We start from the raw sequence: 20,164 nt of genomic DNA, 5'->3' as shown, positions 1-20,164 counted from the left end.
ATGTTAAAATTAATATCAAAAACTATAGCTGCGGTAGCTGTTGTTTCAGTTGCTTTATTTGGTTCTGCAAATGCAAAAACACTAAAGATTGAAACTCACTTTACTGCTAATTCGCCAAATGGTGAAGTTGCAGCTCAATTCGCTAAAAACGTAGAAATGTTTTCTGGTGGAAGCTTAAAAGTAGAAATGTTTTATTCATCATCAGTTTCAGGAAAATCTGCAGAAGTATTTAACTCTGCACAAACTGGAATTATTGACTGTGATATGACGGGTGCTGGTTACCAAACTGGTAAAAATGCTGCGTTTCAATTTGCAGGTGATGTAATGGGTGGATACGATAACCCTTATCAACAATATGATTTCTTAAAGTACCCTGGTGCTCAAGATGCGGTTGATGCATTATACAATAAGTATGGAATGACACTTATTGGTTGGTGGATACCTGGACATGAGTCACTTATTTCAAGTGTTCCAATTCCAGATGTTGCATCTATTAAAGACTTTAAATTTAGATCACCTCCAGGAATGGAAAGTATGATCTTTGCTGAGTTAGGTGCTAAACCAATCGTAATGGATTTTGGTGAAGTTCCAACTGCTTTACAAACCGGTCTAATTGATGGTGCTGACTATTCTAGTTTAGCAACTAACACTGCAGGTGGACACTATGAGCAAAATAAATATGCTACATATCCTGGTTTCCACTCTATGCCAGCTGACCACTTAGCTTGTAATTCTAAAGTTTGGAAAAAGTTAAAAGCTCATGAAAGAGGTGCTATGAAAGCCGGAATAGAAATTGCTGGTAGAACTATCACTAGCTTAGTTGAGAGAAAAAATGCTGAAGCTGTTAAACAATTAGCAGGTATGGGTGTTACTCTTCATGACTGGGCTCCATCAGAGAGAGCTAAGTTCAGAGCATCTGCATTAAAAGCTTGGGAAACTTGGAAGACAAAATCTCCTGAGGCTGCTCAACTTATAGAAATGCACAAAGCTTACATGAAAGCTAACGGTATCCTATAATTATAGGCATACAGAAAAATCTTGAAGGGCCTGAAAGGGCCCTTCTTTTTCAAAATTTAAAAAATTATGCTTGATAAGTCCTTACAAGAACAAACAGAAAAAGTTGCAAGCAAAGATGATTTTCCAATCAATTGGATAGATAGAATTACTTTATTCATAAGTCATACAATTAAATATTTAATACCAGTCATTGTAATTGTGATGATGTACGAAATTTTTATGAGATATATTATGGAAAAACCAACTATGTGGGTAAATGAACTATGCTTATGGTTAGCAGGGGTTATTTACTTAGTTGGTGGGATATATGCAACAAGACTTAGAAGTCATATTAGAATTGTGATGCTTTATGATTATGTAGAAAGACCAACTCAAAGGATTTTTGATTTAATAAGCACATTAGTAATAGTCATATTTGCTGCTGCTGTCATTTATGGAGGTTGGGAAGACGCGCATAGATCATTTGTAACATGGGAAAGATTTGCAACTTTTTGGGATCCTCCTATACCTGCTACCATGAAACCACTTACACTGATTTGTGTGTTTCTTATTGCGGTTCAATCAGTAAATAACTTAATAGTGGATTGGAAAAATCCAAAAGAAAAACAATACGACCCATCTAAAGATTTGAAATAATATGGAAATAGGAGCACTTTCATTAATAGTTATATTTGGCTTACTTGCACTTATCTCAATAGGTGTTCCACTTGGCTTTGCCTCTGGTTTTATGGCTGCCGTAGTGGTATTTGCAAATATTGGTGAGCATGCACTTGGAATTTTACTTTCAAGATATTATTCGCTTGTAGTAACTTATTCATTTTTATCTGTTCCTTTATTTATATTTATGGCTTCCTTGCTTGAACGCTCTAACATAGCGAGAGACCTTTATGATGCTTTAAATGCTTGGCTTAGAAAAACTAGAGGTGGAGTAGGTGTTGTAACAGCAATAATGGCAACAATCATGGCAGCTATGAGTGGAATTATTGGAGGAGAAATAGTTTTACTAGGATTGATTGCGCTTCCTCAAATGTTGAGACTTAAATATGATCAAGATATGTCCATTGGTATTATTTGTGCATCTGGATCTTTAGGAACAATGATACCGCCATCCATTGTTTTAATTATTTATGGATTAACAACTCAAACTTCTATTACAATGTTGTTTCAAGAAGCAATAGTTCCTGGATTAATGATTTCAGGTTTAATTATTACTTATATTCTTGTTAGAACAAGACTTCAGCCTCATCTTGCGCCGATAAGTGATGAACCAGCTTTAACTTTTAAAGAAAAGATGTCATACCTTCCAGGTCTGCTTCCTCCAATTGCTATAGTGGTAATTGTTTTGGGTTCAATTTATTCTGGTATCACTGGAATTACTGAAGCAGCAGGTATGGGTGTTGTTGCTACATTGATTATAATTTTCTTTAGAAAAGAATTAACATGGTTTTTATTTAGAGATGCCTTAGTTAGAACTTTTAAAGCATCTGGAACAATTTTAACAATTACATTTGGCGCAACAACTTTAGCTGGAGCTTACTCGTTAGCAGGTGGCCCAACATACGTTGCTGAGTTAATTTTAGGTTATGATTTAAAACCAATGTACTTAATTTTTATGATGCAAATAATGTTCTTAATATTAGGTGCGTTTATGGATTGGGTTGGAATTGTTTTATTAGCAATGCCTGTATTTTTGCCAATAGTTTTAGCTCTTGGTTTTGATCCTATTTGGTTTGGGATTTTATTTTGTGTAAATATGCAAGTTTCATTTTTAAGCCCACCATTTGGTCCTGCAGCATTTTATTTAAAATCAGTTACTCCTCCACACATATCATTGACAGATATTTTTAGAGGATTTGGTCCATTCATTTTAATTCAACTAATTGTTTTAGCGTGTGTAATGTTCTTTCCAGAATTTACTACGCAAAATTTCCACGAGTTTAAGCCCAAATAATGAAAAAGATTGGTTTTATAGGTATAGGCCTAATGGGTCTACCAATGGCTCAAAATATACTTAAAGCTGGATATAATTTAAAGGCATTTAATAGATCAATAAACAAAACAGAACCACTAAAAGTGTTAGGTGCAGAAATCGCATCAACTATTAATGACGTTGTAAGAGATAGTGATATTGTAATCACAATGTTAACTGACGACACAGCAATAGATGACGTCATGAGTAGCTCCAATTTTTTAGATAATTTAAAGTCAGGCTCAACAGTCATTGATATGAGCTCGGTAAAACCAACTACTGCAACAAAACATTATAATAACTTAAAATCAAAAAATATAAATTATTTAGATGCCCCTGTGTCAGGCGGAACTATTGGTGCAGAAGAAGCTTCATTAGCAATTATGGTGGGTGGTGAGCAAATAGTTTTTGATGAGGCAATTGAAGTTTTTAAAACTATGGGTAATCCAACGTTAGTTGGACCTTCAGGAAGTGGACAAGTTTCCAAATTAGCAAATCAAGTTATTGTTGGTCTAACTATAGGAGCGGTTGCAGAGGCTGTAACTCTTTGTGAAAAAGCAGGAGCAAATCCAAATAAAATGATTAAAGCGTTATCTGGTGGTTGGGCTGATAGTAAAATACTACAAACACATGGAAAAAGAATGATTGATAAAGATTTTACTCCAAAAGGAAAAACTTCAGTTCATCTTAAAGACATGAATAATATCTTAGAGTGCGCAAATAGTTTTAACACACATTTACCTATTTCAAATTTAGTGAAAGAAATGTATAAAACTCTTGTTGAAAATGGCCATGGAGAAACAGATCATAGTTCTCTATATAAAGAAATTGAAAGGATAAATAAAAAATGAGCAGAAGATTAGAAGGTAAAAAAATTGTAGTAACTGCAGCAGGTCAAGGAATTGGAAAAGCTACTGCTATTGCATTTCATAATGAAGGAGCAAATGTTACCGCAACAGATTTAAACGACAAAACCCTTGCTGATTTAAATAAAGAGTATCCTAATATTAATGTTCAAACGCTTGACTCAACAGATAATAATGCGATTTTAGAATTTGTAAAAAGTTTGGATAAAGTTGATGTTTTATTTAATGCAGTAGGATTTGTTCATCATGGTAGCATTCTTGAATGTGAGGATAAAGATTGGAATTTTTCTTTTGATGTAAATGTCAAATCTATGTATCAAATGTGTAAAGCAATTTTGCCTTTAATGGTTAAACAAAATGGTGGAAGTATAATTAACGTTTCATCATGCGCTTCAAGTTTAAAGGGATTTCCAAATAGATTTGTTTACGGAACTACAAAAGGAGCGGTTATTGGTTTGACTAAATCAATAGCAGCAGACTTTGTGAAACAAAATATAAGATGTAATTCAATTGCACCTGGAACAGTATTTTCACCATCGTGGCAAGACAGAGTAAATCAAAGCCCAGATCCAGTTCAAGCAAAAAAAGATTTTATAGCTAGACAACCTATGGGAAGATTAGGGACAGCAGAAGAAATTGCTGCTGTAGCTGTTTATCTAGCAGGTGATGATGCAACATTTACAACTGGAACAACAATTTCAGTGGATGGTGGAATTTCAATTTAATTAATAAAAAAAAGGAAAATTATGAAATTATTAAGAGTAGGGCAAAAAGGAAGTGAAAAACCAGCAGCATTAGATAAAGAAGGTAAAATTAGGGATATTAGTTCACATATTGGGGATTTAAACCCTGATCACGTGAATTTTGAGACTATATCAAAATTACAAAATGTAGATTTATCTTCATTACCAGAACTGTCTTCAAGTGAAAGAATTGGTTCGTGTATAACAAAACCAGGTAAATTTGTAGCTATTGGTCTTAATTATTCTGATCATGCTGCTGAAACTGGTGCGGAAGTTCCATCTGAACCTATAATGTTTATGAAAGCAACTAGTTGTATAGCTGGTCCAAACGATGATGTTGAAATTGTAAATGGATCAAAGAAATTAGATTGGGAAGTTGAGCTTGGAATTATAATCGGTAAAGAAGCAAAACATATTTCAGAGGATAAAGCTCAAGATCACATTTTAGGATATTGCTTAGTTAATGATGTAAGTGAAAGAGAATGGCAAATAGAAAAAATGGGTCAATGGGTTAAAGGAAAATCTCATGATACTTATGGTCCTATTGGACCATACCTTGTTACAAAAGATGAAATATCTGACATTAATAATTTAAAAATGAGTTTAGATGTCAATAGCAATAGAATGCAAACTGGTAACACAAGTACAATGATATTTAATGTAAATGTAATTGTTTCCTATGTGAGCAAATTTATGTCTTTACAACCTGGCGATATAATAACTACTGGAACTCCCCCTGGTGTTGGTATGGGAATGAAGCCTCAGCAGTTTTTAAAAGCAGGAGACACAATGAAACTATCAATAGAAAATTTAGGTGAGCAAAACTCGAAAGTAGTTGCTTTATAATAAATTGTGAAAATAACTTCTATTAAAAGTCATGTGCTTAAATATGAGTTAGATAAAGAGCTAGGTTATTCACAGCAGTACTATAAACATAGAGCTACTCACCTCGTTGAAGTTCAAACCGATGAAGGAATTTCAGGTTGGGGAGAATGTTTTGGACCTGGTAATATTGCTTTAGCTAATAAGTTTATAGTTGAAAAAGTTATTCAGCCTTTAATCGTTGGGGAAAATCCAATGAATAAAGAGTTTATTTGGCAAAAAGTATATAATTTACTTAGGGATAGTGGTCAAAAAGGAATGCCAATCCAAGCTTTATCAGGTGTTGATATCGCTCTATGGGATATTTTAGGAAAAAAAACAAATATGCCACTTTATCAATTAATTGGTGGCAAATGTAATAACCAAATACCAGTATATGGTTATGGAATGATGTTGCAAAATAAATCAGTTAATGAATTGATTGAGCTTTTCAAGGAAGAAGCAAAACAAATCAAATCCAAAAACTTTAAAGCAATGAAAATGAAAGTTGGACTGGGTCCAAAAGATGACTTGAAATTAGTTCAAGCGGTTAGAGAAGAAATTGGTATAGATTTTAAGTTAATGGTTGATGCCAATCATGCCTATAATTTAAACGATGCATTATATGTTGGAAGAGGGTTGGATGAACTTGATATATTTTGGTTTGAGGAGCCTGTAGCTCCTGAAGATTATGAGGGATATAAAGAATTAAAACATAAAATAAATACTAATATTGCTGGAGGAGAAGCAGAATTTACAAAATATGGTTGGAATGAATTAATAAAAAACAAATGCATAGATATAGCTCAGCCAGAGGTTTGTGGTTTAGGTGGAATCACAGAATATTTAAAAATATCAGCGCTAGCACAAGCTAATTTTATTCCTGTTATAAATCATGTATGGGGATCAGCAGTAAGTATTGCAGTTAATTTGCATTTATTAACAGCTCAACCTGATATGCCAGGAGGATTATTTCCATCAAAAGCAATGCTGGAGTTTGATACTACAGAAAAGAATATTTTTATTACAGATTTACCAACTGAGGATTTTTCAATATTAGATCAAGTAAAACAAAATGATGGATTGGCTGCCGTTACAGACAATGCTGGTATTGGCGTAACACCAAATAATGACTTTATTAAAGAATTTGAAATTAATGAATAAAATTAAAACTACAGTGCCTGAAGTACTTTGGAAGTTAAGATGTAAATTGGGTGAAGGAACCTTATGGGTTAAAGAGCACAACTCAATTTATTTTGTAGATATTAAAAAGAAAATTTTTTTTTCTTTAAATATAAAAAATAATAAAAAGAAAAAATATAAAGTTAATAAAGAAATTGGTTTTTTGGCCCATGTTAAAGGTAATATTTTTATTTTAGGTCTTCAGGGAGAATTAAGAATCCAAAATATTGAAACCAAAAAAATTATTAAAAGTATTTTAATAGAAAAAGATATAAAATTAAATAGAATTAATGATGGTAAAACTGATCCAAAAGGAAATTTATGGTTTGGTACTATGGACAATCTTGAAAGAAAAATTGAAAAAGGCTCACTTTATAAATTAGATAAAGATTTGAATTTAATAAAAGTGGATAAGAATTATAGAATTACAAATGGGCCTGCATTTATTGATGAATATAATTTTTACCACACTGATAGCTCAAAAAAAATAATCTATAAAATAAAAATTGATAAAAAGAACAACATTGTTAGAAAAAAAATATTCAAGAGATTTTCAATAAAAGATGGTTCTCCAGATGGCATGACATTGGATAAATATAAAAATCTCTGGGTTGCACATTTTCATGGTGCTTGTGTCTCGGTATTTAACAAAAATGCTAAATTAATACATAAAATAAATTTGCCTGCAAAAAATATTACAAATTGTGCATTTGGAGGACATAATAATAGTGAAATTTTTATCACTACAGCCACAAAAGGTATGAGCAAAGCAGATTTGCTAAAATATAGATACTCAGGATTCCTTTTTAGTGTAAAAACTAACATGAAAGGAATTTTACAAAAAAAATTTATATTCAGTAATGAAAAAAAGAGATCTTTATTACGAACGAATTCCAACTAAACTTTTAAGAGAGGATATTAGATTTTTAGGTACAATTCTTGGTAAGGTAATCAAGGATCAAGAAGGAGAAATATTTTTTAAAATAGTAGAAAGTCTTAGATTGTTATCTAAAGACACGTTATTGGACAAACAAAAGAATAAAGTTTTTTTAAAGATTTCAAATAAAATTAAAAAATTTTCACCTGAACAAACATTTAAAATTACAAGAGCGTTTTTACACATATTAAATTTAATGAATCTGGCTGAGTCCCTTGATGCATCTAGAAAACTTAATGAGTACAACAATCCTTATTTTAAAAATAAAAATCAAAATTTATTTATTGAAGAAATAATTGAAGGGCTTTTTAAAAATAAAAAAATTTCAAATAATGAGGTATATGAACAAGCTAAAAATTTGAATATTGGCATTGTTCTCACTGCCCATCCAACCGAAGTTAAAAGAAGAACATTGATTCAAAAATATGCAAATTTAATCGATTTAATGGAGCAAAGACATTTATATAAAAGATATCCCACAAAAATTACAGAGATAGACAGACAAATCTATACCCAAATCACAATAATATGGAAAACAGATGAGCTCAAAAGATCAAAGCCATCTCCATTGGATGAAGCAAAATGGGGGTTAGCTGTTATAGAAGATAGCTTATGGGACACAATTCCTAAAGTTTATAAAAGACTAAATGATATCTTTAGAAAAAATTTAAAAAAAGATTTGCCAAGAGGTTTTAATCCCATTCAATTTGGCTCATGGATGGGGGGAGATAGAGATGGAAATCCAAATGTCACGGCTAAAGTAACAAAAAAAGCAATCCTTTTTTCTAGATGGCAAGCAGCAAAATTATATGAAAAAGAATTAACTAAATTAATACAAGATTTATCTATGAAAGAATGCTCTTCTAAAATTAGAAAAGTAACAGGCAAAACTTTCGAACCTTATAGGGTTTATTTAAGACCAATCAGAGATAAAATTAGGACTACTTATCAAGCAATTGAAAATCATTTAAACAAAAATGAACGACTTGATGAAAGTAAATTATTAAAAGATAAAAATGAAATTTTAAAACCACTCAGAGATATAAGAGAGTCATTAAATTCAAATAATTCACAGTATATAGCTAATTCTGATTTGTTAGATTTAATAAGAAGAGTGAGATGCTTTGGTATTAATTTAGCCAGACTTGATATTAGACAGGAGTCATCTAGGCATGACCAATTGTTAAATGAAATATTAAAAAATAAATTTAAGATTAATTTTTCTGATTTTAGTGAAGATAAAAAAATTAATTATCTTAATTCTTTAATTAAACAAAAAAAATATTTTTTGAAAAAATTAAATATTAGAAATAAAGAAAACAAAGAAGTTTGGGATACTTTTAAACAAATATCAAATGAACCTTCTCAATGTCTCGGTGCTTATGTGATATCAATGACTTCAAAGGCATCAGATATTTTAGCGGTTTATTTTTTACAAAAACAAACCCAAGCTAATGAACTATTAAGAGTTGTACCTCTTTTTGAAACTTTGGATGATTTAAAAAATGCTAAAAGTGTAATGGAAAACCTTTTTAAATTACCATGGTATCGAAAACTTATTAAAAACCAACAAGAGGTAATGATTGGTTATTCAGACTCTAGTAAAGATGCAGGAAAATTATCTGCAAGTTGGCATCAATATAAGCTTCAAGAAGAACTTAGAAACCTTGCAAAAAAATACAAGATCGACTTAGTATTTTTTCATGGTAGAGGCGGTTCTGCAGGCAGAGGTGGTGGCCCCATTCAAGCAACGCTAAAATCTCAACCGTCAAATACTGTTAATGGAAAAATTAGAATTACTGATCAAGGAGAGGTTATTCAACAAAAGTACGGATACAAGCCATTAGCAGAATATAACCTTTGTAGTTATATAGGAGCTGTAATGGATGCTTCATTAAACCCTCCACCAAAATCTAAAAAAAATTGGAGAAATCTAATTGAAAAAATGTCAGAAATTTCAACATCAGCTTACAGAAAAAACCTTAATCAAAGTGAGGATTTTATTAGATATTTTAAAACTGTTACTCCACACAAATCACTTGGTAAGCTTGCAATTGGATCAAGACCTACCAAAAGAAAAAATATTGATAATATTCAAGGTCTAAGAGCTATCCCGTGGGTTTTTGCATGGACTCAAATTCGATTAATGTTACCTGCTTGGTTAGGAACCACTGAAGCACTAAGATATGGATCAATTAAAAAATATTCCAAAACATTAACTGATATGGAAAAAAACTGGCCCTATTTTATCTCAACAATGGATATATTAGACATGGTTATTTCAAAAGTAGACCCAGAGATTTCAATTATTTATGAAAATAATTTAGCAGACAAAGCATTAAGAAGAATTGGTAAAAAATTGAGATTTCAATTCAAAGCATTAGTTGAATTACACAATAAAATTACCCCAAAAGAAGTAATTAAAGAGAGAAAAGAATTTAGAAAAGCATTATTTATAAGAAATAATTATACAGAAATGTTAAATATATTGCAGGCTAATGTTATGAATAAACTTAATAATAAAAAATATAAAAAATTAGATAAAAAATTTCTAGATGATGCGTTAATGACATCTATAGCTGGAATATCTGCGGCCATGAAAAATACAGGATAAATGATTGAATTGTTAATAGCTTTTGGAGCTGGACTTATTAGTTTTTTATCTCCTTGTGTTTTACCTTTGATACCTGGGTATGTTTCTTTTATCTCTGGTCAGTCATTACAGGAAATTTTAAAATCAAAAAAAATAAATATACTACCTTTAATTTTATTTTGTTTTGGTTTTTCAACCGTATTTATCATTTTAGGAGCATCAGCATCTTTTTTAGGTCAAACACTTTTGCAAAATTCTGAAACTTTAAGAATAATTGCAGGAATTGTAATAATAATTTTTTCTTTACAATTGATTGGGCTAATTAACATTGGCTATCTGAATTTAGAGAAAAGATTTGAGGCAAAAAAATCACAAAATATTTTATTTCCTTATACAATAGGATTAGCTTTTGGTTTTGGATGGACACCATGTATTGGACCAATTCTAGGATCAATATTAGCTTTAGCTTCTATTGAAGAAACTTTGTCGAAAGCTATTATTTTATTAAGCTTCTATTCCATCGGTCTTGCAATACCTTTTGTTTTATCAGGTTATTTAATTCAAAAATTTCTATTATTTTCAAAAAATTTTAAGAAAAACATAAATTTAATATCTAAAATTGGTGGAATTATTCTTTTAATTACAGGAATATTAATTTTAACAAATCAATTGCAAGCTGTTGGTTTCTATATAATTAAAATTTTTCCTTTTATGCAAAATTTCGGTTAAGATTATTTAATGAAAATTTATCAAATTGATTCCAGTGCAAGGAAAAAGGGTTCTTCTTCAAGAGCATTAGCAAAAAAAGTGTTGGATAAAATTAAAAAACCTGGTGATGAGGTTATTTATCGTGATTTAGATGACGAGATGCTTTTTGTTAGTGGTTTGACAGAGTCTGGAATGAAAATTGATGAAAAAGATCAAACTGAAGAACATAAAAAAATGTTTAAACTATCTGATAAGTTGGTTAGTGAATTAAAAGAGAGTGATATAATAATAATTTCAGCCCCAATTTATAATTATGGTCCTCCTGCTACTTTAAAAGCTTGGTCTGATTTAGCTGCCAGAGTTGGTGAAACTTTTAGATTTAAACCTGATGGAAGAAGAGAGGGTTTGTTGAAAAATAAACGTGCTTATTTAGTTATTACATCAGGAGGAACAAAGCTAAATAGTAAAGAAGATTTCTTAACACCTTGGTTAAAGTTTATATTAAATTTTTTTGGAATTGAAAAGGTTGATGTGGTTAGTGCTGACCAAATGGCTCTTGATTATGATAAATCTATTAAAGATGCAGAATTACAAATTGAAAAATTAAACTCTTAGTTTTTTCTATTTTAAGAAAAATATTTTTTTTGAACTAAATTATCTAGATTAACAATTTTTTTTTGTATTTTTTCTAAAAATAATAAAAAATTATCTAAATCATCTGATTTAATTTTAAAATTATTCACATCTCTTTGAATTTCTTTTATATTTTTTGTCAGATCATTTTTTTTTGATATTCTAAAAATAGCTCTCTCAATTTGATTTAAATTCCAATTTATAGATCTTGGAAAAATTTTTGTTTTTAAAAAAAACTCAATAATATCTAATATAGAAATATCTTTTTTAGAATGTTGTCTATAAGCTTGAAATGCCGAAATTGATTTTAAGATATTGATCCACTCTAAAGTTAAATACTCATATCCTTTTTTATGTTGTTTAGATCTTAATGTTTGTGATTGGAGTATTCGAATTAACATGTCTGTTCTTTCTATAAAACGACCTAATCCTAGAAACTGATAATCAATATTTCTTTGCATTTCTAAGTCTGTTGAATACATAAAATTTTGTGATCCTTGAATTATGTTGCTTAATAATTTTAGATTTTTTTTATTAGAGTTTTTTCTGTTAATAGTTTTGTTAAATTTGATAAGTAGTTCATTCAACTTTAAAATCGATTGTTCGGGTAAAATATCTCTAACAATTAAGGAATTTTCTTTAGAATAATTAAGTGAATTAATAATTGATGAATTATTTTCTTTATTTGAAATAAAAAATTCAATTATTTTTTTTTCAGAATATTTCTTATTTAATTTTAAATAGTCTTTATTAAGACTCATTGCTGTTAATAATGGTTTCCAGGAAATTTCATTTTCGAGCGATAAATCAAGCTGTAGCTCGCAAGTTGTAATAAGTAATCTTGATGTAAAATTTGACCTCTCTAAATAACGAGACATCCAAAAAATTAATTTAGCTCTTCTACTTAACATATTTAACTATCTATAATCCATGTATCTTTACTTCCACCTCCTTGAGATGAATTTACAATCATGCTTCCTTTTTTTAGAGCAACCCTAGTTAAACCACCTTGAGTTACGTAATGATTTGATCCTGATAAAATAAAAGGTCTTAAATCAATATGTCTTGGATCAAGTTGGTTGTTAATTAATGTTGGTGATGTAGATAAATTTATAAGAGGTTGAGCCACATAATTTCTTGGGTTTTTTTTAATTTTCTTAACATATTCACTTAATTCTTTTTTTGACGCTTTAGGACCCATTAAAATTCCATAACCACCAGATTCATTTGCTGGTTTTACTACTAGTTTTGAAATATTTTCAATCACATAATCTCTATGTTTTTTATTATGACATAAAAATGTTTCTACTTGTTCTATTAGTGGCTCTTCATCTAAATAAAACTTAATCATTTTAGGAACATAGCTATAAACAGCCTTATCATCAGCAACACCTGAGCCTGGAGCATTAAGAATGCTAATATTACCTTTTTTCCAAGCTTTAAAAATACCAGGCACACCAATCAAAGATTTTTTATTAAATACTTTTGGATCTAAAAATAAATCATCAATTCTTCTGTAAAGTGAATGTAATTGTTCTTTGCCTCCGACTGTTTTCATAAATACTTTATCTTTTTCAACAAACAGATCTGACCCTTCAACAAGTTCGACCCCCATTTGTTGAGCAAGGTATGCATGTTCAAAATATGCGGAGTTATAAATACCTGGTGTAAGAATAGCTAATTTTGGATCATTTTTATTTTTTGAAAGAGAGCGCATACAAGAATAAAGTTTTGAACAATATTCATCAACAGGGCTTATTTTATGTTTTGCAAAAATTTCAGGAAAAACACTTTTCATAACCATCCTATTTTCAAGCATATAAGAAACACCAGAAGGAACTCTTAAATTATCTTCTAGAACTAAAAAATTACCATCAATATCTCTTATAAGATCTGATCCACAAATATTAGCCCAAACTTTAAAAGGTGGTTTTACTCCAACACATTCTTTTCTAAAATTTCCAGAGTCAAACACCACTTTTTTTGGGATGATTTTTTCTTTAAAAATTCTTTGTTCGTTATAGACATCATGAATAAACAAGTTAAGAGCTTTTACCCTTTGAATAAGTCCTTTAGAAACTTTAGACCAATTTTTTTTTGTAATAATTCTAGGAATAATATCAAGTGGCCAGTAATGATCGGCTGGCTTATTTTCTGAGTAAACTCTAAATGTGATACCTCTTTGACTAATTGCGTTTTCTGAACTTTTAATTGTTGTTAAAAGTTTTTGTTTTGAATATTTGGCAATAAAATTTGAGATATTTTTGGTTTCTGGCCTTAATTTATTTTTTGATGTTAAATATTCATCAAAAACATTATTAGCTTTGTAATTATCCCATGAAATTTTAGGCATTTACAATTAAATCATAAAAAGATTAAAAAAACATGAAAATAAAATACAATTAAATATTAAAATGTTCTTTTTAATGACAAATTCATATAATAAGTAATTCAAAATGACTTATTGTATAGGAATAAATGTTAATGAAGGGATGGTCTTTGCTTCAGACTCAAGAACGAATGCTGGACTTGATAACATCAACGTATACACCAAAATGTTAAATTATGCAGTAGGTGATAGAAATTTAGTAATTGTTACTTCAGGAAATTTGGCAACATCACAAGCAGTTTTTGGCTCTATTAAAAAAGATTTGGAAGTTAGTAATCCTGATACAAGCTTAAATACATGTGAAACATTAGAGGAAGTTGCAAATTATATTGGATCCCTAACAGTAAAACATTCATCACCTCAAGGAATTAATGAAGAGGTTTTACAATTAGGATCATCCTATATCGTTGGTGGTCAGATTAAAAATCAAAAATCAGAAATTTATCTTGTATATCCTCAGGGTAATTATATTAGACCGTCCGAAGCCAGGCCTTATCTTATTATTGGTGAAATTAATTATGGAAAACCAATTTTGGATAGAGTTTTAAAGCCTGATATTACACTTGGTGATGCTGCTCGTTGCGCGCTAATTTCAATGGACTCAACTATTAAAAGTGATTTGAGAGTTGGTCCTCCAATTGATTTTGTTGTTTATAAAAAAGGATTAATTCAACCTATATATCAAAATAAGTTTGAAATTAATGATCCTGAGTATTCTTCAATTACTGATAGTTGGTCACAAAGCATTATTCGAGCTTTTGAGACGTTTCCAAGATTTAATTGGGAAAAAAAACAATAATAAAAATTAACTTTCTTATATTTGTGTAATTAATCTTAATTTGTTAACATTAATTATGAAAAATGTTCTTTTAATCATAATAAGCTTACTTTTTTTTACAAATAGCAATGCAGCGTGTGACGATCCTTTGACAGACGGAGTTGATTATTCAAACTGTAGATTTTCAGATGCGCAAGATTTACAAGGAAGCTATCTTCCAAATTCAAATTTATCTTTTGCAAGTTTTATTCAGGTCAATTTTGATAAAAGTATAATGATGAATTCAAATTTATCGTTTGGAACTTTTCCTGAGTCAACCTTTGTTAGAGCAAATCTTTATGAAACAATTTCTATTGGAGCAAATTTTGAAAAAACTAATTTTGCTGGCTCCAATTTAACAAGAGTTGATTTTATGGGAGCAACTTTAATTGAAGCAAATTTTCAAAATGCAAATTTAATGGAAGCTAATTTTACTTCATCTAATATTACCAATACTAACTTTGATGGTGCTAATTTGATTGGTGCAACATGGACAGGTGGCGAAACTTGCGGCCCAGGTTCAATTGGTATTTGTAATAAGTAAAATGAACACCGCTATTAAAACAGATGATGTGATATTTAATTTTTTCAAACAAATATGTGATGAAAAAGATGATAAGAGATGTGTTGAACTTGGTAATGAATGGATAAAAGCGATGGAAACAAATCTATCAAGTATGGAGGAAAATCTTAATGGTGCTGATAAACTTAAACATCAAAATGATATCAAAAGTAATCGTGATCATTTAGATAATCTTAAAACAAAAAGCTCATCTGAATGGCGAGAATATGCTACTCAATGCATGATTGAGATAATGAATCACAAAAGCCAACAGTAATGAGCAATCAAGAGAGAGTTTTTATCATTATTTGTTCATCATTAATCATTTTTACTTTGTATTATTTGATTGAGAAACATTTTTTCTAAAAAAAACTATCAATAATTACTAAAATGTAATATTAATTTTGAAAGGGGTGTCTTAACAGACTGAGAATAAACCCTAAGAACCTGTCCGGTAATTCAGAAAGGGAGAACAATGGATAAAACATATCTTATAAGTCAATCAACATCGTTATCGTTAGTTATAGTTATAAGCCTATTATTTACAGTACTAGGTCTTTATCATTCTAAAAAATTTAAAGGGATCAATAATTATCTCACAGCAAATAGAAATATTGGTTTGTTTTCATTAACGACAAGTCTAATTGCTTCTGCATTAGGAGCATGGATTTTATTTGGTCCTGCGGCCGCTGCTACGTGGGGTGGACTAGGAGCTGTTATTGGTTATGCACTCGGTACAGCTTTTCCAATGATTTTTTTAATTTATTTAGGAAAAAAAATTAGAACTGAGTTTCCAAAAGGATCATCATTAATTGAATTTATGAGAAGAAAATTTGGAAAAAGTTTATTTAAACTAATTTTATTAATTACTATATTTTATATGTTTATATTCTTATGTGCAGAAGTTACCGCTGTTGCAGTACTGATAAATTATATATCAGGAACTGAGCTATGGATTACAGCATTAATTGTACTTATGGCGACACTTACTTACACTTTGTATGGTGGTTTAAGAGCATCAATATTTACGGATAACATTCAAATGATTGTAATTACTTTTTTGTTGCTAATCTCAATTTCTTATATCTTATCCTATACAGGTAGCAGTTATTCATTAGAATTTATAAAACAAAAAAATCCTCAATTACTTAGCAGTTCTTATGTCCCAAGTTATACAGCAGGATTAACTTTTTTTATTGCAGTAGCTGCAACTAATTTATTTCACCAAGGAAATTGGCAACGTGTTTATGCTGCAAAAGATTATCAAACTCTTAAAAAGAGTTTATTAATTTCTTTTTTTATAATTATACCTATAGTTTTTTTTATGGGATTTACTGGAATGGTGTCCTTTTCAGTGGATCCAAGTCAAAGACCTGATTTAGGATTTTTTACATTATTATTAAAAGAGCAAACACAAACCTTATCTTTGTTAATAATAATACTTGGGCTAGCCCTTACAATTTCAACTGTAGATACTTTAGTTAATGCAATTTCAAGTCTTTTAGTGGTTGATGGTAAAGCAACATTTAATCTTAATAATAAAACTGATTATTTAAAACTTTCAAGATATTTTATTATAATTATATCTCTCGTTTCATTTTTTATTGCTTCAAAGGGTTTTGATATTTTGTATTTATTTTTATTAGCTGATTTATTATGTTGTGCATTTGTGTACACCGTTTTTTTCAGCTTTTACAATAAACGTTTAAATGAAAAAACTGCCTATTTTGCAATAGTCATTGGATTAATTGGTGGTTTTTTATTATTTCCATTCCCAGATTTTTCAAAAAGTTTACTTGTGGGATTATTAATGTCTAAGGAAATGTTTTCTCCATTTGTTTTACAATCTCTATTGTTTTTGTCTTTTATGGTAGCGACATTTCTTCCAGCCATAATTCTAGAGATAAAAAAACGTTAATCAAAAATTATATAGAGACCATTTTAAAATGGTCTCTTTAGATTACTTCTTTTATTATTATTGAAATTCAATAGATAACCTCTATATAACTGTTACATCTCATGTCAGAAAACCAAATAATCATTGATAATCTCTCAAAAGTTTATGCAAATGGATTTAATGCTCTTAAAAGTGTTAATTTAAATATTAAAAAAGGTGAAATTTTTGCAATGCTTGGGCCTAATGGGGCCGGTAAAACTACATTAATTAGTATAATTTGTGGTATTGTAAAACCATCTTCTGGGAAAGTCACTGTTGACGAATTTGATATTATTAGCGATTATAGAGAAACAAGATCTAGAATTGGTTTAGTTCCGCAAGAATTAACTTTAGAACAATTTGAAACTGTTTTTAACAATGTTTCATATTCAAGAGGCTTATATGGAAAAAAGCCTGATCCAAATCATATTGAAAAAATTTTAAGACAATTAAGTCTTTGGGATAAAAAGGATCAAAGATTAAGACAATTATCAGGAGGAATGAAGCGAAGAGTTTTGATTGCCAAAGCTTTATCTCATCAACCCTCAATTTTATTTTTAGATGAACCCACTGCTGGTGTGGATGTAGAGTTAAGACAAGACATGTGGAAAATTGTTGAAGAGTTAAGAGCTACAGGAGTTACAATTATTTTAACCACACATTATATTGAAGAAGCAGAAGCTATAGCGGATAGAGTAGGAGTTATCAATCAAGGTGAAATAATAGTTGTTGAAGAAACTAAAGAATTATTAAAAAAAATGGGACATAAAAAATTAACTGTAGATCTTCAAGATGAAATTTCTAAAATTCCAGACAGTTTAGATAAATATAATTTAGTCTTGGGTCCTAATAAGATGTCAATTGATTACACTTACAATGTTCAAGCAGAACAAACTGGAATTACAAATTTATTACAGGATATAAAAGATGCCGGGCTAAAATTAAAAGATTTAAAAACTGAACAAAGTACTTTAGAGAAAATATTTGTTAGTTTAGTAAAGGAAAATAATGAAATTTAATTACTCAGCCTTTAAAGCAATTTATCTTCATGAGATGGATAGATTTAGAAGAACCTTGATGCAATCATTGCTTTCACCAGTTTTATCAACCTCTCTTTATTTTATTGTATTTGGATCTGTCATAGGCGGTTATGTTGAAAAAATTGATGGAATTAGTTATGGATCATATATAGTTCCGGGGTTACTAATGCTAACATTATTAACTCAATCAATAACTAATACTTCTTTTGGAATATTTTTTCCTAAATTTAATGGAACTATTTATGAAATTTTAGCAGCACCAATTTCAACATTAGAAATAGTGTTAGCTTTTGTGGGGGCTGGAGCTACCAAAACATTAGTTGTTGGAGTAGTAATTTTTATTACTGCTAATTTTTTTGTTGAAGTAGATGTTAAATATCCACTTTTAGTTATTTTTTTACTAATGCTCGTTGCTTTCACATTTGCATTGTTTGGTTTTTTAATAGGATTAATGAGCTCGAATTTTGAGCAAATGTCTATCATCCCAACATTATTTATTACACCAATGGTATTTTTGGGAGGAAGTCTTTATTCACTAGATATGTTGCCACCTTTTTGGCAAACAGTTACATACTTTAATCCAGTAGTTTATTTAATTAATGGATTAAGATTTGCTTTTTATGGAGTATCTGATTTTAATATCTGGATTAGTATCAGTTCAATGGTAGTTTTCTTATTCATCTGCATTGGGGTAGTGACTGTATTATTGAAAAAAGGATATAATATTAAATCTTAATTACTCGCGATCTTTTTTTTAGGATCATAAAAAGGTTTTTCAACTACAGTGCAGCCAAATGTACCTTCGTTTGTAGATACTTTAAATTTATTTCCTAATTCAGATTGCTCAACTGAGACCATAGCTAGAGCTATATTTTTTTTTAGTCTTGGCGAATAAACTGCAGATGTAATTTTACCAATTTCCATATTATCTTTTGAAAGTTTCCAGAAGGTAGTATTTGGTCCTTTTAAAGGTTTACAATCGATTTCGATACCAACTTGTTTTCTTGTAATCCCTATTTGCTTAATTTTTTGTAAAGCATTTTTACCTATAAAGTTTATATCATTATCTAAACTTATTAGACGATCCAATCCTAGCTCAAATGGGTTTGTGTTGATATCTGCATCAGCATGATATGATAGCATTCCACCCTCAATTCTTCTAATTGATGAAGTGTGACCTGGCTGTAAACCATGTTCCTTTCCAGCTAACATTATTTTTTCATATAGTTCATTTCCTTTAGAGCCATCTCTTAAATATATTTCATAACCAAGTTCGCTTGACCAGCCAGTTCTTGAAACAATTAAAGGAATTCCATCTAAATCATATTCTCTTAACCAGTAATATTTTAAATCTTTAATATTTTCTCCAAAAAGTTTAACCATTATTTCACCAGAAGTAGGGCCTTGTAATTGTAATGGAGAAACATCTGGTTCTTTAATTTGTACATTTAAGCTTGAATTAACAGCTACACCTTGCGCCCATAACAAAACATCACTGTCAGCTAATGATAACCAAAAATGGTTTTCAGCTAGTCTTAGTAAAACTGGATCATTTAAAATACCACCTTCATTATTTATAATTAAAACATATTTGCATTGACCAATAGCAAGCTTTGATAAATCTCTAGGTGTCAATAATTGTGTAAATCTGTATGCATCAGGACCAGTAATCTCAACCTGTCTTTCAACAGCCACATCACATAGAATAGCTTTTTCTATTAAGTTCCAGAAATTTTGCTCAGGACTGCCAAAATCCCTTGGAATATACATATGATTATAAACTGAAAATCCTGTAGCACCCCATTTAACAGTGGAGTCGAAGTAAGGAGACTTTCTAATTTGTGTGCCAAAACCAAAATTTTTATTACTCATTTTTGATAATTAACAATTATTTCTATGTTTTCAAAGAAA

20 protein-coding genes are annotated in these 20,164 nt (G+C 29.9%); 17 read left to right on the top strand and 3 right to left on the bottom strand.

Annotated elements, in window-relative coordinates; translation table 11 throughout:
* The 11 genes from dctP (at position 1) to ACIJYG_RS04260 (ending at position 11,491) form a co-directional block, all read left to right on the top strand.
* Entirely contained in the window at positions 1 to 1,017 is a 1,017-nt protein-coding gene (dctP, locus tag ACIJYG_RS04310) for a TRAP transporter substrate-binding protein DctP (protein ID WP_435087489.1), read from the top strand.
* A 66-nt stretch (positions 1,018 to 1,083) separates the two neighbouring features.
* Positions 1,084 to 1,653, top strand: coding sequence for a TRAP transporter small permease (locus ACIJYG_RS04305; RefSeq protein WP_051348057.1), 570 nt, complete (start codon positions 1,084 to 1,086; stop codon positions 1,651 to 1,653).
* Position 1,654: 1 nt separating this feature from the next.
* Complete coding sequence (locus tag ACIJYG_RS04300; protein ID WP_435087487.1) at positions 1,655 to 2,968, top strand: TRAP transporter large permease; 1,314 nt, start codon at positions 1,655 to 1,657, stop codon at positions 2,966 to 2,968.
* Entirely contained in the window at positions 2,968 to 3,837 is an 870-nt protein-coding gene (locus ACIJYG_RS04295) for an NAD(P)-dependent oxidoreductase (RefSeq protein WP_435095484.1), read from the top strand. Before ACIJYG_RS04300 ends, ACIJYG_RS04295 begins: the two co-directional genes overlap by 1 nt.
* Positions 3,834 to 4,577 (top strand): SDR family oxidoreductase, encoded by a 744-nt coding sequence (locus ACIJYG_RS04290; RefSeq protein ID WP_435095481.1) that lies wholly within the window; start codon positions 3,834 to 3,836, stop codon positions 4,575 to 4,577. The genes ACIJYG_RS04295 and ACIJYG_RS04290 overlap by 4 nt, the downstream gene beginning before the upstream one ends.
* A 21-nt stretch (positions 4,578 to 4,598) precedes the next feature.
* Entirely contained in the window at positions 4,599 to 5,441 is an 843-nt protein-coding gene (locus tag ACIJYG_RS04285) for a fumarylacetoacetate hydrolase family protein (protein WP_435095478.1), read from the top strand.
* Between the two features lie 6 nt (positions 5,442 to 5,447).
* Positions 5,448 to 6,620, top strand: coding sequence for a mandelate racemase/muconate lactonizing enzyme family protein (locus ACIJYG_RS04280; RefSeq protein WP_435095475.1), 1,173 nt, complete (start codon positions 5,448 to 5,450; stop codon positions 6,618 to 6,620).
* Positions 6,613 to 7,539, top strand: a complete 927-nt coding sequence (locus ACIJYG_RS04275) for an SMP-30/gluconolactonase/LRE family protein (protein WP_435095472.1) — start codon at positions 6,613 to 6,615, stop codon at positions 7,537 to 7,539. The genes ACIJYG_RS04280 and ACIJYG_RS04275 overlap by 8 nt, the downstream gene beginning before the upstream one ends.
* Positions 7,499 to 10,189, top strand: coding sequence for a phosphoenolpyruvate carboxylase (ppc, locus tag ACIJYG_RS04270; RefSeq protein ID WP_435095469.1), 2,691 nt, complete (start codon positions 7,499 to 7,501; stop codon positions 10,187 to 10,189). Before ACIJYG_RS04275 ends, ppc begins: the two co-directional genes overlap by 41 nt.
* A complete protein-coding gene (locus tag ACIJYG_RS04265) occupies positions 10,190 to 10,897 on the top strand; it encodes a cytochrome c biogenesis CcdA family protein (protein WP_435095466.1) in 708 nt (235 codons plus the stop codon).
* A gap of 9 nt (positions 10,898 to 10,906) precedes the next feature.
* Positions 10,907 to 11,491, top strand: coding sequence for an FMN-dependent NADH-azoreductase (locus ACIJYG_RS04260; RefSeq protein WP_435095463.1), 585 nt, complete (start codon positions 10,907 to 10,909; stop codon positions 11,489 to 11,491).
* Positions 11,492 to 11,502: 11 nt separating this feature from the next.
* Here the strand turns inward: ACIJYG_RS04260 and ACIJYG_RS04255 are convergent, their stop codons facing one another.
* Together ACIJYG_RS04255 and ACIJYG_RS04250 are read right to left on the bottom strand one after the other, a co-directional pair.
* On the bottom strand, positions 11,503 to 12,420 hold the full coding sequence (locus ACIJYG_RS04255) for an alpha-E domain-containing protein (protein WP_435095460.1): 918 nt from the start codon (positions 12,418 to 12,420) through the stop codon (positions 11,503 to 11,505).
* 2 nt (positions 12,421 to 12,422) lie between these two features.
* Positions 12,423 to 13,862, bottom strand: a complete 1,440-nt coding sequence (locus tag ACIJYG_RS04250) for a circularly permuted type 2 ATP-grasp protein (RefSeq protein ID WP_435087472.1) — start codon at positions 13,860 to 13,862, stop codon at positions 12,423 to 12,425.
* A 103-nt stretch (positions 13,863 to 13,965) separates the two neighbouring features.
* Here ACIJYG_RS04250 and ACIJYG_RS04245 point away from each other — a divergent pair, with 103 nt between their 5' ends.
* From ACIJYG_RS04245 to ACIJYG_RS04220, 6 genes are all read left to right on the top strand, one after another.
* Positions 13,966 to 14,697: a 20S proteasome subunit A/B gene (locus tag ACIJYG_RS04245; RefSeq protein WP_435095457.1), complete on the top strand. Its 732-nt coding sequence runs from the start codon at positions 13,966 to 13,968 to the stop codon at positions 14,695 to 14,697.
* Between the two features lie 55 nt (positions 14,698 to 14,752).
* Positions 14,753 to 15,259: a pentapeptide repeat-containing protein gene (locus ACIJYG_RS04240; RefSeq protein WP_435087468.1), complete on the top strand. Its 507-nt coding sequence runs from the start codon at positions 14,753 to 14,755 to the stop codon at positions 15,257 to 15,259.
* 1 nt (position 15,260) lies between these two features.
* On the top strand, positions 15,261 to 15,554 hold the full coding sequence (locus ACIJYG_RS04235) for a hypothetical protein (RefSeq protein ID WP_435087466.1): 294 nt from the start codon (positions 15,261 to 15,263) through the stop codon (positions 15,552 to 15,554).
* A 198-nt stretch (positions 15,555 to 15,752) separates the two neighbouring features.
* On the top strand, positions 15,753 to 17,195 hold the full coding sequence (locus tag ACIJYG_RS04230) for a sodium:solute symporter family transporter (protein ID WP_435095454.1): 1,443 nt from the start codon (positions 15,753 to 15,755) through the stop codon (positions 17,193 to 17,195).
* A gap of 101 nt (positions 17,196 to 17,296) precedes the next feature.
* Positions 17,297 to 18,232: an ABC transporter ATP-binding protein gene (locus ACIJYG_RS04225; RefSeq protein WP_435087463.1), complete on the top strand. Its 936-nt coding sequence runs from the start codon at positions 17,297 to 17,299 to the stop codon at positions 18,230 to 18,232.
* On the top strand, positions 18,222 to 18,989 hold the full coding sequence (locus ACIJYG_RS04220; RefSeq protein WP_435087461.1) for an ABC transporter permease: 768 nt from the start codon (positions 18,222 to 18,224) through the stop codon (positions 18,987 to 18,989). Before ACIJYG_RS04225 ends, ACIJYG_RS04220 begins: the two co-directional genes overlap by 11 nt.
* Here ACIJYG_RS04220 and ACIJYG_RS04215 read toward each other — a convergent pair.
* Positions 18,986 to 20,125, bottom strand: a complete 1,140-nt coding sequence (locus ACIJYG_RS04215; protein WP_435087459.1) for a glycine cleavage T C-terminal barrel domain-containing protein — start codon at positions 20,123 to 20,125, stop codon at positions 18,986 to 18,988. The genes ACIJYG_RS04220 and ACIJYG_RS04215 overlap by 4 nt on opposite strands.
* Positions 20,126 to 20,164 lie beyond the last annotated feature (39 nt).

It is taken from the genome of Candidatus Pelagibacter bacterium nBUS_27, from assembly GCF_051200985.1.
Lineage (GTDB): Bacteria > Pseudomonadota > Alphaproteobacteria > Pelagibacterales > Pelagibacteraceae > Pelagibacter.
This window is presented reverse-complemented; position numbering and strand designations above follow the sequence as displayed.

Bases quoted from the DNA above. Each gene is read 5' to 3' on its own strand.
- ACIJYG_RS04305 (WP_051348057.1), top strand. From the start codon at position 1,084: ATGCTTGATAAGTCCTTACAAGAACAAACAGAAAAAGTTGCAAGCAAA.
- ACIJYG_RS04220 (WP_435087461.1), top strand. From the start codon at position 18,222: ATGAAATTTAATTACTCAGCCTTTAAAGCAATTTATCTTCATGAGATG.
- ACIJYG_RS04265 (WP_435095466.1), top strand. From the start codon at position 10,190: ATGATTGAATTGTTAATAGCTTTTGGAGCTGGACTTATTAGTTTTTTA.
- ACIJYG_RS04235 (WP_435087466.1), top strand. From the start codon at position 15,261: ATGAACACCGCTATTAAAACAGATGATGTGATATTTAATTTTTTCAAA.
- ACIJYG_RS04230 (WP_435095454.1), top strand. From the start codon at position 15,753: ATGGATAAAACATATCTTATAAGTCAATCAACATCGTTATCGTTAGTT.
- ACIJYG_RS04275 (WP_435095472.1), top strand. From the start codon at position 6,613: ATGAATAAAATTAAAACTACAGTGCCTGAAGTACTTTGGAAGTTAAGA.
- ACIJYG_RS04300 (WP_435087487.1), top strand. From the start codon at position 1,655: ATGGAAATAGGAGCACTTTCATTAATAGTTATATTTGGCTTACTTGCA.
- ACIJYG_RS04225 (WP_435087463.1), top strand. From the start codon at position 17,297: ATGTCAGAAAACCAAATAATCATTGATAATCTCTCAAAAGTTTATGCA.
- ACIJYG_RS04295 (WP_435095484.1), top strand. From the start codon at position 2,968: ATGAAAAAGATTGGTTTTATAGGTATAGGCCTAATGGGTCTACCAATG.
- ACIJYG_RS04240 (WP_435087468.1), top strand. From the start codon at position 14,753: ATGAAAAATGTTCTTTTAATCATAATAAGCTTACTTTTTTTTACAAAT.
- ACIJYG_RS04255 (WP_435095460.1), bottom strand. From the start codon at position 12,420: ATGTTAAGTAGAAGAGCTAAATTAATTTTTTGGATGTCTCGTTATTTA.
- ACIJYG_RS04250 (WP_435087472.1), bottom strand. From the start codon at position 13,862: ATGCCTAAAATTTCATGGGATAATTACAAAGCTAATAATGTTTTTGAT.
- ACIJYG_RS04260 (WP_435095463.1), top strand. From the start codon at position 10,907: ATGAAAATTTATCAAATTGATTCCAGTGCAAGGAAAAAGGGTTCTTCT.
- ACIJYG_RS04215 (WP_435087459.1), bottom strand. From the start codon at position 20,125: ATGAGTAATAAAAATTTTGGTTTTGGCACACAAATTAGAAAGTCTCCT.
- ACIJYG_RS04245 (WP_435095457.1), top strand. From the start codon at position 13,966: ATGACTTATTGTATAGGAATAAATGTTAATGAAGGGATGGTCTTTGCT.
- ppc (WP_435095469.1), top strand. From the start codon at position 7,499: ATGAAAAAAAGAGATCTTTATTACGAACGAATTCCAACTAAACTTTTA.
- ACIJYG_RS04285 (WP_435095478.1), top strand. From the start codon at position 4,599: ATGAAATTATTAAGAGTAGGGCAAAAAGGAAGTGAAAAACCAGCAGCA.
- ACIJYG_RS04290 (WP_435095481.1), top strand. From the start codon at position 3,834: ATGAGCAGAAGATTAGAAGGTAAAAAAATTGTAGTAACTGCAGCAGGT.
- dctP (WP_435087489.1), top strand. From the start codon at position 1: ATGTTAAAATTAATATCAAAAACTATAGCTGCGGTAGCTGTTGTTTCA.